At 58.0% G+C, this 14,861-nt stretch carries 14 protein-coding genes; 4 read left to right on the forward strand and 10 right to left on the reverse strand.

Going from position 1 to position 14,861, the window contains the following annotated elements:
* Positions 1–632: 632 nt before the first annotated feature.
* The 5 genes from NH14_RS20265 to NH14_RS20285 all read right to left on the reverse strand — a co-directional run bounded on the left by NH14_RS20265 (position 633) and on the right by NH14_RS20285 (position 6,190).
* Positions 633–1,973 carry a type II toxin-antitoxin system HipA family toxin gene (locus tag NH14_RS20265; protein WP_035524864.1) on the reverse strand — a complete coding sequence of 447 codons (1,341 nt, stop codon included), beginning with the start codon at positions 1,971–1,973 and terminating at the stop codon, positions 633–635.
* 2 nt (positions 1,974–1,975) lie between these two features.
* A complete protein-coding gene (locus NH14_RS20270) occupies positions 1,976–2,236 on the reverse strand; it encodes a helix-turn-helix domain-containing protein (protein WP_028219235.1) in 261 nt (86 codons plus the stop codon).
* Between the two features lie 959 nt (positions 2,237–3,195).
* A complete protein-coding gene (locus NH14_RS20275; RefSeq protein ID WP_035524868.1) occupies positions 3,196–3,510 on the reverse strand; it encodes a hypothetical protein in 315 nt (104 codons plus the stop codon).
* A 351-nt stretch (positions 3,511–3,861) separates the two neighbouring features.
* Positions 3,862–4,836 (reverse strand): IS5 family transposase, encoded by a 975-nt coding sequence (locus tag NH14_RS20280; protein WP_035525100.1) that lies wholly within the window; start codon positions 4,834–4,836, stop codon positions 3,862–3,864.
* Between the two features lie 76 nt (positions 4,837–4,912).
* Positions 4,913–6,190, reverse strand: a complete 1,278-nt coding sequence (locus tag NH14_RS20285; protein ID WP_237179703.1) for an MFS transporter — start codon at positions 6,188–6,190, stop codon at positions 4,913–4,915.
* A gap of 186 nt (positions 6,191–6,376) precedes the next feature.
* On the opposite strand from NH14_RS20285, the gene NH14_RS20290 reads away from it, so the two are divergent.
* Positions 6,377–7,135, forward strand: a complete 759-nt coding sequence (locus NH14_RS20290; RefSeq protein WP_035525106.1) for a hypothetical protein — start codon at positions 6,377–6,379, stop codon at positions 7,133–7,135.
* Between the two features lie 329 nt (positions 7,136–7,464).
* Complete coding sequence (locus tag NH14_RS20295; RefSeq protein ID WP_035524871.1) at positions 7,465–8,451, forward strand: hypothetical protein; 987 nt, start codon at positions 7,465–7,467, stop codon at positions 8,449–8,451.
* Between the two features lie 208 nt (positions 8,452–8,659).
* Here the strand turns inward: NH14_RS20295 and NH14_RS20300 are convergent, their stop codons facing one another.
* Positions 8,660–9,499, reverse strand: coding sequence for a TrmB family transcriptional regulator (locus NH14_RS20300; RefSeq protein WP_035524875.1), 840 nt, complete (start codon positions 9,497–9,499; stop codon positions 8,660–8,662).
* 112 nt (positions 9,500–9,611) lie between these two features.
* Here NH14_RS20300 and NH14_RS20305 point away from each other — a divergent pair, with 112 nt between their 5' ends.
* On the forward strand, positions 9,612–9,977 hold the full coding sequence (locus NH14_RS20305) for a RidA family protein (protein ID WP_035524877.1): 366 nt from the start codon (positions 9,612–9,614) through the stop codon (positions 9,975–9,977).
* Positions 9,974–11,212 carry an MFS transporter gene (locus tag NH14_RS20310; protein ID WP_035524882.1) on the forward strand — a complete coding sequence of 413 codons (1,239 nt, stop codon included), beginning with the start codon at positions 9,974–9,976 and terminating at the stop codon, positions 11,210–11,212. Before NH14_RS20305 ends, NH14_RS20310 begins: the two co-directional genes overlap by 4 nt.
* A gap of 115 nt (positions 11,213–11,327) precedes the next feature.
* Here the strand turns inward: NH14_RS20310 and NH14_RS20315 are convergent, their stop codons facing one another.
* The 4 genes from NH14_RS20315 to NH14_RS20330 all read right to left on the reverse strand — a co-directional run bounded on the left by NH14_RS20315 (position 11,328) and on the right by NH14_RS20330 (position 14,854).
* On the reverse strand, positions 11,328–11,954 hold the full coding sequence (locus NH14_RS20315) for a tyrosine-type recombinase/integrase (protein ID WP_035524885.1): 627 nt from the start codon (positions 11,952–11,954) through the stop codon (positions 11,328–11,330).
* Positions 11,955–12,222: 268 nt separating this feature from the next.
* Positions 12,223–12,888, reverse strand: coding sequence for an RraA family protein (locus NH14_RS20320; protein WP_035524889.1), 666 nt, complete (start codon positions 12,886–12,888; stop codon positions 12,223–12,225).
* Positions 12,889–12,912: 24 nt separating this feature from the next.
* Entirely contained in the window at positions 12,913–13,716 is an 804-nt protein-coding gene (locus NH14_RS20325) for a carbon-nitrogen hydrolase family protein (RefSeq protein WP_035524891.1), read from the reverse strand.
* A gap of 37 nt (positions 13,717–13,753) precedes the next feature.
* Positions 13,754–14,854 (reverse strand): porin, encoded by a 1,101-nt coding sequence (locus tag NH14_RS20330; RefSeq protein ID WP_084225290.1) that lies wholly within the window; start codon positions 14,852–14,854, stop codon positions 13,754–13,756.
* Positions 14,855–14,861: the final 7 nt, after the last annotated feature.

A 14,861-nucleotide genomic window follows, 5' to 3' on the forward strand; every position in this document is an offset into this window, starting at 1 on the left:
TTCAAGCTAGTTGTCGCCTCAACGATTGAATTTCAGGCGGCCTTCTGCTCCCGATGGCGGTTTGGGGCGACGCCCTGGTTGTCGCTTCGATCCGGGTTCAGGTGCACAGCATGCCCGTTCATGAGCAGCTCTTCGACACTGCGTGAGCAGCAAACCATGAAAGACAAACCCTAAACCCCGCAAAAGCGGACATTTCAACTTGGCCAGAAAGCGGACATCTGAAAATGGCTTTGACAAGTAGGAATGCTAATCATCTATCGACGCAATGGTGGGATCAGTCGGTTCAATAGCATGGTCGCGCGATGCGCGTGTCTGCCCGAGCCCGCGCTCCATCCTGGGTTTATCGTACTTTTTGTGAAATTTCTGGCGGTTTTGTCACGTAAATCTATATCTATCAATGAGTTAGCGCCATCATTGAGAAAAACGAACAGCGAGCCGCCGGAGCCTTGCTGGGTGAGGCTCCGCGCTTGGCCATCGCCAGATTTCGCACGATTCGAACGATTACCCCTTGCACGACGCTGGGTCGCCCGCTTCGAACGACTGCGCGGGGTAGCGCCGGATGGCCTCTTCGTCGGCCAGGGAGCGTGCTGCGTCAAACAAGCAACCCGGTGCAGAACCCGGACCTGCAGGGGTTAGCTCTTTCTCGAAGGAGCGAGAAGCTCGGAACGTCCAATCACGTCTCTCGTGCTCTCCGGCTTGTCTGAATCCGAGAATCCGGCCGCCTCAAGAATGGGTGTGAGGCCCTTGAGCTCTGCTTGTGGCTTGGCGCTTCGCACCGTCGCCATGCCCTCGTTCCACGCGTTCAGCATCTGCTTCGCTATCCAATGCCATCGGGGTTCGTTCTTCGCGGCTTCGACGACCTCTTTCCCTGTTGACACGGCCGAATCGCAGAGCGCCTCGACCATCTCGCGATAGCGCCGCGGCGGGATGCCCAGCCGCGTGTTGAAGAATCGCTCCAGCGTTTTGCCCGGCGCCCATGTCTTGCGCCCGTCGACGCTAAGCCCGGGTGGATTGCTGGCAAAGCGAGGGTAAGCCTGGGTGGTCACGATGTCGTACACGGGTGTGTACACGACGTCGTCGATGTTCGAGTAGAGAAGAGCAACGTTCTTCGAGTGGCAGTCCGCGTTGCGAACAACGTAGTTGGTCAGTATCAGCCAGCCAAAATGTTCGGCCTGCTGTCTCCATTTCGCGCTGCTGATGTAGGGCTTCGTTGCATTCAGCACCTGCTCTGTCGAGGGCCGATACTTCTCATGCGGTGGGAAACCAAGGAGACTGCATGCGTCCTCGACGCCGTATGCAGTCATGCCATTTTCATTGACATCGAAGCGGTCGACGACCAGCACACGCCCGTCGTCAGACATGGTTGTTTTTGCCACTCGAGCGACGTCGAGCCTTGCGAGCACCCGCATTGTGTAATGCTCATTGAACCCAAGGTAGGGCGTCTGCTTGTCGGAACCCTTGATGATGTGCCGGCTGGTGCGCAGCGTCTGCTTGCCGACTGGCGTTTGCGCGGAGGAAACCTCCGGCGCCAGGAACTTCGGCACCGCGCCCGAGATGGCGGCGCGCGCGTAGTACCTCACCAGCTCCGCGAAGTGCTGAGTCGAGACGTCCTGATGAAGCAGGGTCTTGAGGTCAAGCGGGTCGAGCTCACCACCGGGCTGGCCGCCCTCAGGCGCCACTGTCACGCGCCCAATGCCGGCGCCGCCTATGACGGCGAGCAACGACAGGTCCGTTCCGTCGAGGAGGGGGCCGAATTCCTCTCGAATGACCTCAAGAAGGAATCCTTCGGGCAGGTTCTGGCGAAAGAATGGGTGCAAATCGCGGGGCCACATCCAGGGCTCTTCGCGAACAGGCATGGTCAGGCTGACGAAGTCCTTGGGTGACGCTTCCGTGCTATACCGAATCGCATAATTGTCTTGATGGCGGTACAACTGCGCGACGGGCTCGCCCTTGACGTAGACGTGAAGACGCATGCTCAGGCTCCGGACTGTTTCTGTTCTGTGAGCACGTCGTCGAGCGTGCGGGCATGACCGCGCTTGACGACCCGCAGGTCGTAGCCGGCCGCTTCGAGGAGCCGGACGAGCACCGCCACACTCATGTCGCCACGCGCGAGCGTCTCCATGCGCGCGAGCGTGGTGCGAGCGACGCCTGCGCGTTCAGCAAGGTCTTTTTGCGAGAGGCCCGCGTCGCTGCGCGCCTGCTTGAGCATCTCTCCAACGTCTGCCAGATTCGTCACTTGTAGCCCCGGGGCATCACGGTTGGCCGAAAACGAGGAAATTGTAGCCCGTCAGCTACAAGGTGGCAAGGCGAGATTGTGTCCCTTGGGCTACAAAAAGGCTGGGGGTTGGTATGTTTGTAGCCCAAGGGCTACAAAGGCGTTGCCGCCGCGTTCTCCAGCGAGCCTCAATACAAGCGACAATGGGACAGGGCGAGCCCTCGACTGGAAGCCGCTCCGAAAGACCGTTGCCTGGGCCAGTCGGAAGGCAGATAGATAAAAAGGATTGCAGAACAACCAAAAACCACAACCCAAGCAGGACTTCTGCGCTCCGCATGGCCGACTGCCGCCAAGTCGTTGGGCTCGCGCTGCCCGCCGTCACGCGTTGCGACGAAACAGCGCAGTGCCGTGGCATTTCCAAAGCCACGATGCGAAGCCGTCATTTCAGGCCGAGGCAGATGCTACGCGATTCGCCGGTCGAGAAAGGCGATCACTTGGGCCCGGCGCCTTTCAAATTGACGACGGGCAATACCACCAAGAGCCCACCGCCGGGCTTTCTTGCACCTTTTCAACATAGACGGTCGTCGCAGATGGTGGGATCGACTGGACGACGACGGGGGATGGCGCTGCGTAGAACATCGGCGCGGGCACCATCATGACCGGGGGCGGTACCCCTGCCACTACCCCGACGCTCGTATGCGCATGCGCACTGCCGCTCAGGCATGCCGCGATAGTTGCCAAAAAATGTATCACTCTCCTCAATCGCACAGCAGTTTTCCTATTCAACGAAGCAGGTATGATTGCGATCCGGCGCACAGCGGCTGGCGATTTCCCGCATGGATGCGAAGGATCACTAATTTCATGACGTGCCAATGCAGCTAACGAAAGCACAGCACTGTCCGACGGTCTACACCGGCGTCGCGTTACGCAAGACGCGATAAGACTGGAAAGGTTTGCCTATAGCGCGCTTCGACATCCAATCAATTTTCTTGATAAATGGAACGATACGAGGCCAGGCGTGACGCGGTCGTTGCGCCGGAAACCGATGAATCGAATTTCACTGCGCTGGATCCGCTGAACGCCTGCTGTCGAGCCGCGAGGCTCGCCAGATTCACGTGGATGTCCGCAGGACTGCGCGAATCGCCATCGACGCGTTCGTAGTCCGCTTGCTGCAGTTGAACGATGGCTTTGCGCGCCAGTTCACGCGCCAAAGGATCGTTGTCCTCTGCGGATCTGGCAGTGTGAAGAGGGAGGACTGACACGACCGTGAAAACGGGCATGAACGCGTTGGCCATGATGAACTTCCAATCTTGGGCGCCGGAAACACTGACGCGGATTATCTGGAAACGACCTGGGAGAATCTGGGAATCTTTCTGCCTATGGTCTCGACGGCCGTAATCTTCTTATCCGCGTATTTCAAACGGCTTACATAAATTCATTGTTTCCGGGTATGCAACGTCCGTCGCCAGATCGTGCGGGAGTCGTCGTCGCTGCGCCTTAGGGCAATGCTGATCAAGCCGTGTAAGCGCGACTTATCGCGATTGATCATGCGTAAACTTTCCGAAGAACCACTGAAGATGGTCATTGCGGATCGTTTTATTGCGCCACGGGCGCTCTGTGCGGGCTTTTCGCCCGCGCTTGGCCCATTACGGGCGGACCTCTCCCGTAAATCGGCCTCGCGACAGGTAAAGGTTCGCCAGCGCGAGTGCAACGAAGGCGCGATTGGCGTTTTTCGCCAGACCCCGATAGCGCACCTTCGTGAAACCCCACAACCGTTTGACCACGGCGAACACATGTTCGACGCGGGCGCGAATCTTCGATTTGTTGCGGTTGTTGCGACGCGCCACTTTATCGACGCTGTCCTTGCGGCGTGTGCGCTGATTCGTGAAGTCGCGTGCTTTTGGGGCCTTGCCATGGATCAGCGCTTTCTGGCTCGCATACGCGCTGTCGCCATAGACCCGCTGCTCCTGGCCATGCAGAAGCTGTGGCAGCGGGTGTTTGTCGTGCACATTGGCCGCCGTGACGACCGCGCTATGCGTCAGTCCGCTCTGGCTATCCACGCCGACATGAATCTTCATGCAGAAATACCACTGCTGTCCTTTACGCGTCTGATGCATTTCAGGGTCCCGTGCTTTCTCCCTGTTCTTCGTCGAAGAAGGCGCGCCGATCAGCGTAGCATCCACAATCGTGCCGCTCTTGAGCTTGGCTCCCCGTGCCTGCAACACCCGGCCGACCTCGGCGAAGATTCGCTCGCCCAGCTTGTGCTCTTCCAGCAGATGCCGGAATTTGAGCAGCGTCGTCGCGTCCGGAACGGTTTCGCTGCCCAGGTCAATGCCCACAAAACGGCGCAGGCTGAGGCTGTCGTACAGCGCCTCTTCGCACGCAAGGTCGGCAAGGTTGAACCAGTGCTGCACAAAATGAATTCGCAACATGCGCTCCAGCGCGATTGGCGGCCGACCGTTGCCGCGTTTCGGGTAATACGGCTCGACCACCACGCACAGCTCGGCCCACGGCACGAGCCTGTTCATCTCATCGAGAAAAGCCTCACGTCGCGTAGGTTTGCGCTGCGCTCCGAATCCCGCGCATTGATCGACCGCCATCGCCAGTGTCAGTTGTTTCATCGTTTTTGCTTTTACCGTCATATGTCCACGCAATAACGCATGACAACCATGAATGGTGGACTTGATCAGCATTGCCTTAAATGTCGTTGGCTATAAGGTGACTCGGGAACGCCCAGATCGCCAGCGCCGCGCACAAGAGGCATACGGCGACGATTGTGTAAAGCGCAGGAGTCGTGCTTCCCGTAAGGTCGACGATCCGCCCAACCATGAGGGGGCTCACGATCCCACCCAACTGGCCGATCGAGTTGATCAGCGCGATACCACCAGCGGCACCGACTCCAGTGAGTACCTTGGGTGGCATGGTCCAGAACGTCGGGATGGTCGTCAGCATTCCCGTGCCGATCAGGACAAGCGACATGATCAGCAATACGGGACTATGAGCAAAGATCCCTGCGCCGAGAAAGCCAGCCATCGTCAGAAGCATGCAAGCGGCAAAGGTGATGCGGCGGTTACCACTCCGGTCACCAAGCTTCCCTACGACCAGCATGCCGATTCCACCGAAGAGGTATGGGACGGCCGTCAGGAGGCCGATCGTGGACGGATCGTGCAGCCCGGACGAGCGGATCAGTTGCGGCATCCAGAAGTTCATTCCGTACGACGCGATCTGGACAAGGAAGTAGACGAAGGCAAGCATCAGGAATGCGGGAGACTTCACGGCTCCAAGAAGGGAATGACTCTCGGCCTTCTTTGCATCCGCATCGAGCTTCGAGCGTAACAGGACCTTCTCTTCGGGCGTGAGCCACTTGGCATCTTCGACATGATCGTCCAGCCGGAAGAGCACGACGATGCCCAGCAGAACGCACGGCAGTCCGCCAATCAGGAAGATCCAGCGCCACGCGGCAATGCCAGCTACGCCGTCGAAATGGCCAAGGATGAAACCAGACAAAGGTGCACCGAGTACGCCAGAGAACGCGAGCGCGAGAAAGAGCAGTCCACTTACCCGTCCGCGATGTTGTGCGGGAAACCACGTCGAGAGGTAATAGAGCACACCCGGAGCAAAGCCCGCTTCCGTTGCGCCGATGATGAAGCGCGCAAGATAGAACTGCATTTCGGTTCTGACAAACACCATGCAGGCTGTCGCAATACCCCATGAAATGAGGATGCGGGCGATCCACTTGCGCGGTCCGACGCGGTAGAGGAAGAGGTTTCCGGGGACCTCGAACGCGACGTATCCGACCACAAAGAGCGCTACGCCGAGTCCGTAGGCGGTATTGCTCAGTTCAAGGTCGCTCTGCATGTGAAACTTCGCGAAGCTGACGTTGATGCGGTCGAACCAGGCGAACAGGTAGCAGATGACAATCAGCGAGAGGCGCTTCGCGACCCGTTGCCGCCAGTCCGGCAGTTGGAGTCGCAAGGGCGGGTATCTAAGTGGAACGGCCATTCCATACCTGTCGTCGCAGCCTTGCTGCGCGACGCTTCTAGCATGCCTACGACGATCCGAGGCCGCTTTTTGTCTAAAGGCTGGGGGGCTGGTTCATTCTTCATTGTTGGGTGCAGAATGCGGCATTGGCGACATATTGGCGATGAATGGAGAATGGACATGGACCACGAGGCGTTTGAAGTTGGGGACGACGATGTCCGTTACGAGCAACCAGACAAGATCGCCGAGATGGCGCTCGTCGAGGCGCTTTCAATGCTAACGTTCCTGTCGGACGACATGTACTTACGCTCACAGGCATACAACTTGAGTATTGTCGATCAGTTTCTGATGCCGCTCGAATATAGGGTTCTGCACGAGCTCATGGCGACAGATACCACGCCCCCAGATACTCAATTTCTTCTGGCGCAGTCGCAAATGTGGATTTTCGCTGCCTACGAGCTACTTCGAACATGGCGGCAGCGCGCAAGTGACATTATTAAGTGGCACGACAATGGTGGACTCGAACAGAAACTGCAATCCCTCCTCGAGAAAGACAGAACCGGCTTTCACTTTGGATTAAAGATCCGGATCGGGCAGATCGAGCGAGCGCTCGCCGACAAAGGAATTGCGAACGAACTCGACAGGCAACTCCGCCATACCTACATACCGTATACCCGACTGGAATGGGTGCGAGTATCGCTCGCCAAGCATGAAGTCAGCGGCAATCCGAAACAGGCCGCACTGATGCCGGGATACGCACGGATCAATAACTGGTGTGGTTCGCTTGATTTCGAGTTGGAGAACGGTAAGTACAGTATGGGTTACATCAATCGTCGCGATGTTGCTGACAGCATTCGCAAACTGGATTTCAGCGCGGAGCCACCGACGGACGAGGAGATTGCCGATTTCGATGCTTACATGGAGGGCAAGAGTGTCTAGTCGGTAGACGAAAATCAATGCATGAAAGTCGAAAAACAAAGGATCGTTCGCCCAACATGGGCAGCCATTCGTGAGCCGATTAGAAGGGACCGTACATGGCCCGGACGCGGACTCATGCTATTCGCACGGAGCGACGCACGCCTCCATTTGCTGCGGCTGGCTGAATGCGACCCGTACCCAGCCCTCAAGGCAGTCGCTATCTCCCGAAAGGCGCGCGCGGCGTTGTACCTGCTTGAGGATAAACGAACGGGTAATCAACAGGCCGTAGTTGCCCATTCGTGCTGTGCTAGGATCCATCCTAATCAGGCAAAAAATGAGCGGTGAGGGCCATGAGCGAAGGGGCAAAGTGGAAAAATAATCTCTTGTCTTCCAGCGTACCGATGGAGTTTGAGGTAGCCAAGCTCTTGGTGAAGCACGGATTTTCGACCGAAGCCGATTACTCGTATAAACGACATGACGCGGCTACAACCAACGATTTTTCAGTCGATCTTCATGCAACCGCTTACCTGCCATTCAACAATCCGGACAAAATTACGGCCACACTGCAACTGCTGGTTGAGTGCAAACACCGCCACCGGAAAAACAAGTGGCTTTTCTTCCCCGACCCAAACCTTGGTGACTTCTCGTCGGTTACGCTAGGGCATACGTTACGTGTGGTGGATGACTTTTCACCTGTCATCTTGAGCCACCAATATTCCACAAGCTTTGACACAAAATCGACTTTCTGCCTGAAAGGTATTGAGATCGACCAAGGCAACGATAACGTCTACGACAAGGAAATAAAGCGCGGACTATTGCAGCTTCAATACGCGTTGCCGCGACTGCTGAGTGATTCCATCGAGTGGAGCTTCTCCCGCTCCGACATTAACTGGCCGTTCATGTACTGCCCCATTCTATTGACCACGTCGGAGATATACGTCGCTTCACCGGAAACGACTATCGAAAAGGTGGAGCAGGCAGAGAGCCTTGACGACTTCGCAACGTTGGCCCCCTGGGTGGTTGTCTTCTGCGAACAGACTCACGAATTTCAACGTCATCGCGCGGAAACCTGCTCGGACCTAGAACCCTTGCTTGAGTCGGAGGAACTTACTTTGATGGACAATATCCGTCGGCAGGGCGGTATCGAGGACATCTTTTTGCCGTCGGCAAAATGTATCGAATTGCTCGAGGGTTATTCGTGGGGATTGCTGAACAAGTACTTTAGCCAGGTCATCGTATGCTCCCTCTCTCAATTTGAGCCACTGCTCAATGAGCTTAAACGGGTTGCGGTCGAGACCGAAAAAGATCGTCGAGAGTTGGAGACTCACCAGCTATAGCTACCTGCAAGCTATCCACCGCGCGGGGAATCGCCGATGAAGCAGCGTTCGAATGCGTAAACCTGATGGCCGCTTTCTAGGTGTAGCTGACGTCCCAATGTCAGAGAGCCGGTGCGGGTGAATGACGCTTGATGGCCGCCTGCTGCCCGATGCAGTTGGCCGTAGCCAAGTACAACAGTCATTCCTGTGTTCGCACGGGGTTCTGCCATCAATCGCTGTCAGCGTTTTTTGCGGCGTCAGTTGCAACAGGCCGGAGCATTGCCCGCATGGCCCGAGTTGACAGTAACTTCTTGTATGCCGGTGGAGACATCGCATTGATCATAAGGCGACCGCTGACGTCGGCCTTGATGTACTCGACGGCCAGCAGTGCGATGACCGGATTGGTGGTGACGGTGGCCTGATCGGGAGTGTGGTCGCCGAACTCCGCCACCACCGCATCGTCCTCGTCTGCCACCACCACAGCAAGGCGACGACCGGAAAGACGCAGTCTCGCGCTTGCCCCACATTCGGCCATGTCGTATGTATGAGGGCCTTTCAACGTCCTGTTGCCATAGATGGCGACATGGGTGTCGACCCCCCGCGCGCTGGCCGATTCAAGCAGCGGCCCCAACTCGTCAAGCTCCTCGTCCCAGATACCGGCAAATAAACTTGTTTGCGCATTCGAAATCGCGCGCGCAAGAGCCTGGACGATCGACTCCGTGCCGCTAAGCGACCAGACCAACCCGGGTTCCTGTTGAACCGGCAGGCGATCCAGTGCGGACGCTGCAGATTCAAGGTCGGCATTGAAGCGTGAGCGGAGTTCGGCCAACAGTGCCGTGTGCGGAACAGCCGCGTAACGCACGGGCTCGGATCGGTTGACGAGTACGGCACCCCGCGCTTCCAGACGGGCCAGCGTCTCATACACCTTCGAAGGGGGCATCGATGCTCTGCGGCCCACTTCGGCTCCCGTAAGCGCGGCCTGACCCACCAGGGCCGTGTATGCCTGCGCTTCGTACTGGGTGAAGCCCAGCCGCGTCATGGAAGCGATCAATTCTGTATCTGCCGTCATGTGACTCTTTTCTATTTGAAGGTAGTTGACTAACTACCTCAGTAGTATACGATCACACATAACTACTACCCAAGTAGTTATTCGCAAACCATGTCATCAAAGGACGATCCATATGCGTCAACTCGTCAGCACAGGCTCTCCGTGGGAGCCCAAAGTCGGTTACTCACGGGCAGTGATCGTGAACGACACGATCTACATTTCAGGTACGGCCGGCAAAGGTCCGGATGTCTATACGCAGACCCGGGATGCACTTGCCACGGTCGAGAAGGTGCTCATCGACAATGGTTTTCAGTTGCAGGATGTGGTCCAGAGCCGTCTGGTCGTCGCGGACTTTGAACACTGGGAAGACGCGGCGCGCGCGCACGGCGAGGTCTATGGCGACATTCGACCGGCCTTTTCGCTCGTGCATGCGCTGCCGTTCGTCGATGACGCGATCCTCGCAGAGGTCGAGGCCATTGCCGTCAAGGTCGGCAAGTGAAGGCCGGGGCTGAGCAGAACGCGCGGCTGTCGGGCCGCGCGGTAGTGGTGCTTTCGATCGCTGCCGGTGGTGCTATCGCGAACAACTACGCCATACAACCGGCGCTATCTTTCATCGCCGCCGATTTTGGGGTGCCCGTCGCTCCGATTACGGCCGTAGCGTCCGGCGCGATGACCGGCTATCTGCTCGGCCTGGTGCTACTGGTTCCGCTGGTGGACAAGCTAAGTCCGCGCGCTTTGATTCCGGGGCAGATGTTCGCGCTTGCGTTTGCATTGGTGCTTGCGGCGTGGGCGCCAGGCCCGGACGCGCTGATTGCTTGCTTCGTTCTCGTCGGTGCCACGACGACGGTTGCTGCGCAGAGCAGTGCCGTCGTTGGCAAATGCGCCGATCCACAAAGCCGAGCCCAGCTCATGGGGACGGTCTCTGCCGGCATATCGGCAGGGATACTGCTGAGTCGATTCGTGGGTGGGGTACTGGCGCAGTGGTATGGATGGCGAGGCGCACTGTTGGCGTTCGCGGCCTTCGTGACCGTTTCAGCCGTTTGCGTTATTCCATTACTGACTGCCGAACGCCCACTCGGGCATACCGAGTACTTTCTAACGTTGCGGTCTATGCCGCCCTTGATACGGGCATCTCGACAGCTACGTTTGCGCATCTACGCCGGGATGTTGTGGTTTTTTGCTTTCAATCTGATCTGGGTCGGCCTTGCGGTGCGTCTCGCGGCGCCGCCGTATAACCTGGATGCGGCGACCACCGGACTGTACAGCCTCGCTGGACTTCTGGGTCTCGTCGTGACGCGTGTCGCGGGGCGCTTGGCCGACCGGTTCGGTAGCCGCGCCGTGATAGTCTGCGGCCTCGCTCTTGCGGCGTTTTCCGCGTGTGCACTGACTTTCGCACTTGGCCACCCGGTCGCGACTGCAGCCGCGCTGGCCGTATTCGATGCCGGTTGCTTCGCCGCACAAGTCGCCAATCAGGCCTGCGTCGTTGCCATCCATCCAGCGCGCGCAGGCGCATTGAACTCGGCTTATCTGACTTTCTACTACGTCGCAGGCGCGATTGGTACCGCCATCGCGGGTATGGTCGCAATCAATGCTGGCTGGGAAGTGCTCGCCCTGTTGGCGACGATTACAACGGCGACTGCGGCCATTATTAGCGCTCTCGTCATGACATCTGTGCCGGTCGGAAATCGCAGAGACTTTCAAACCCACAACACAGATACTGAGCAGATTCAATGATGAGGCATTGAATGGCGGATCCTTGTTCATGAACAGCCTCTTGAACGTCCGCACAAACAATCTGACGGATGTCGCTTTCTGGCCGGCAAGTGTCCGCTCGCCGGCCACGTTGCCGTCAGACCTCGGTCTGCTCTGCCATCTCGAGGGCATCGTCGACTTCAATGCCGAGGTAACGCACCGTACTTTCCAGCTTGGTATGTCCGAGCAGTAGCTGCACCGCACGAAGGTTCTTCGTCCGCCGGTAGATCAACGAAGCCTTGGTGCGTCGCATGGTGTGGGTGCCGTACGCCGTATCGTCGAGTCCGATCGATGCGATCCACCGATGAACCACTCGGGCATATTGTCGTGTCGACAGATGCGGCGACGCACGCAATCGGCTTGGGAATAGATAGTCGGTAGACTTCAATCCCCGCGCCCGAATCCATGCCTCAAGGCTCTGACGAGTCTGCTCCGTGATCTCGAACTGAACCGGCCGTTGCGTCTTCTGCTGCATTACCATTGCCCGCGATCCGACGTGGGCGCCTTGGCAGACGTCCTGCATCTGCAGCCGAGTCAGATCGCATGCCCGAAGTTTGCTATCAATTGCGAGATTGAACATAGCCAGCTCGCGAATGTTCGAAGACATCTGGAGCCGGGTGCGAATCGCCCAGATTTCCGGAAGCTTCAACGGCGGCTTCTGGCCGGTGAGTTTGCCCTTGTTCCACGGCACACGGTTGCCTGCGCGACCATTCTGCGTTTCCATGATGATCTCCTTCCAGTTGAAGGAAGATCCAGTGTGCCGTCTCGCTGTGGAAGCAGTGGTCGCTACTCGACCCTGAGCCGCCGGTCGGGCAACCGGAATGCAAGGGCAGGTATCTGAGTGTAGCGGACACCGATACGTAGTTGGATCGAGCGGGTAGACCGCGCAAAACGCTGTACCGGACTACCGCGAGGTCGCCAAGCGTGCGCTGTGGAAAGCCGCATTCCAGAGGGAAATGCGGCATCGGATACAGGAACGCTGAAGTGAATCGTCAGGCTTGGAGTTTGGCTTGCACCAACGCAGTCGCACCCGTCAGTTCGCCCAGCGCAGTATTCGGACCCATCGAGCCAAGTCCCCGCTTTTCCATCTCCTGCATCGTCACGGCCCGTTCGATGTCGGAATCGGCTTCCTTGCATGGGAGAAAGACCACACCTCCTTCGTCAGCAATGACTAGATCACCCGGACGAACAACAGCGCCCCCACAGGAGATCTGCGCGTTCATGACGCCGCCGGCACCGAGTAGTCGCGTTGTGACGCTGCTGACACCACTTGCCCACACCGGCAAGCCAATCTCGCGAATTTCACCAGGGTCGGCGATCGGACCGTCGATGATTACGGCCGCTACGCCGCGTTTCGCAATTGCGTAGGCAACGCCCCCGCCGAGGCACGCATGGGTATCGTCACCAAGCCGGTCGATCACCAGCACATCGCCTTCGCGCAGCATCGCGACGGCATGATGGAGCAGCGTCGAATCGGCACCCGGAAGGGCAAGGGTGACGGCGGTTCCTACACGACGGCCACAATCGTGCAGCGGCCGGATTGTTTTCCGCGGAAACCCCATGAGCCGGAAATGGCCGATCGTCGCCGGTTCGGCGAAGCTCGCACGCTCGACGGTAGCAGGCTCGACCTTCGCGGGCATTTCATTAATGATGAACATAGATGAACCTCTTTCAATTGCCGATCAGAGAATGCGATGCTGCCGGAGCGGAATGCGCGCGCGAACAGTCTCGATATATTTCCGGTCGATCCGGGTAGTGGCAAAACCTTCGCCATTGGAAGCCTGCGCAATAACCTGCCCCCACGGATCAACGATCATCGAATGTCCGTAGTTCATGAACTTGCCGTTCTCGAAGGTTCCCGTCTGACCCGGTGCGACGATATAGCACTGGGTTTCTATCGCGCGGGCACGCAGCAGCGGTTCCCAATGATCTGCGCCCGTCTGGAATGTGAAGGCTGAGGGCACAACGATGACGTCTGCTCCCTTGTCGGCGATCGCGCGAAAGAGTTCCGGAAAACGCAGGTCATAGCAGATCGTCATACCGAGGTTGAAGCTCTCAACGGGTACACATACAACGCGCTCGCCGCGCGCGACGTTCTTGGATTCCTTAATCTCCGTGCCGTCTGGAAGCACAACATCGAAACGATGGATCTTCCGGTATTTGCCGAGCAGTTCGCCCGTTCGGCCGAAGAGCAGTGAGGTGTTGTACACACGGTCATCCTCAAGCTCCATCGCGCTGCCAATGTGGAGAAGGACGTTGTGCGCAGACGCCATGGCCGAAAACGCCTCGAACAGTTCGCTGCCGGGAAAGGCGCCCGCGGACTCGCGCATCTTCGAGGGTGAGATGCTGATGCAGGCAACCATTTCCGGGAACACCACGAGATCCGGTAAGTCGGCGGCAACGGCCTCGGCGAGCAGCCGCTGCATTTTTGCCAGATTGAGTTGCTGGTCATCCGTCACGTTGGATTGAATTACGGTAACTTTCATTGCTTGTCCTTTGTAGTACTAAGTTAACTGAAAAAAATTAGAAGCGGTGTCGAATCCCGGCATAGAGTGCAACCTGGCTGGTCGTGGACGAATTCCCTGCCGTAAACAGGCTGGCAACCTGGCCGGGGCCGCTCGTGCGCTGGAAATTGCCGCCGACCGTCACATCGGTCCTCTTGGAGAGAAAATAGTCGTAGCTCACGTTCAGCGTATTCCACCGCGAGTCGTCAAGACGTGACTGCCAGAAGCCCGCAGTGACGAGCGAAAAGGTGGTGATCTGCCAGGAGGCTCCGATCTCGGGCGTGCGTAGCTTTTCCGTGCGTCCGTTTTTCGCCGAGGTGAACACCACGTCGGTGTAGAGCGCCCTGAGCGTCACCGAGCCGATGTGGTAGCGGGCCGCAGCTGCGTAGATGTCGGTGGTGCGCAACGCGAGCGGTGTGGCGGTGGAGAGCGACAGCGGCGTGCCGAAGAACTCGCTGACGCCCATGGACGTGGAAGGCGTAATGCTCGTTCCGCCGATGCTCGAATAGACCACAATGCCGTCAAGTACACCGTTCGAATAGGTCAGCTCGAAACTGTTGGAGCGCCGGCTGTTGGTTCCGCCATTCGGATCTCCGAAGCTGTAGAGTGCCTTGCCGGAGAAGCCGGCAAATTTGGGAGACTCGTAGCGTACCGAATTGCTCAGCGTCACACCGTTGATCCGGTCGACGCTGCCGGGATGGAACGAGAAAAGGGTGGAACTGGCCGCACTCGAGTAAAGCAGCAGGTCGACGGTGAAATCGAACTGCCGCCCGAGCGCGAGCGTGCCATATTGGTCATTTGTGATACCGAGCCACGCGCTATTGCCGAACAGCGCGCCATTGTTGCTCAGCACGCCATTGTTCAGATTGAACGTGCTGTTGAGGTTGAACAATACCCGGGTCGAGCCACCCAGGTCTTCCTCTCCGCGAAAGCCGAAGTTGTTGGACCACGAGCCAGCGTTCTGGGCCTTGACGACCGATTTGCCGCCCACGTTGTTGATATAGGCGATGCCATCGTCGAGCGTGCCGTACAACGTCATCGAAGAGGCGGAGCAAGGCTGCTGGCAGATCGCTCCGAGGGTGGCCAGCGCAAAAGCAGAAAGTTTCAGGGTTCTAGTCATTTTCGTT

Source organism: Paraburkholderia sacchari, from assembly GCF_000785435.2.
Classification (GTDB): domain Bacteria; phylum Pseudomonadota; class Gammaproteobacteria; order Burkholderiales; family Burkholderiaceae; genus Paraburkholderia; species Paraburkholderia sacchari.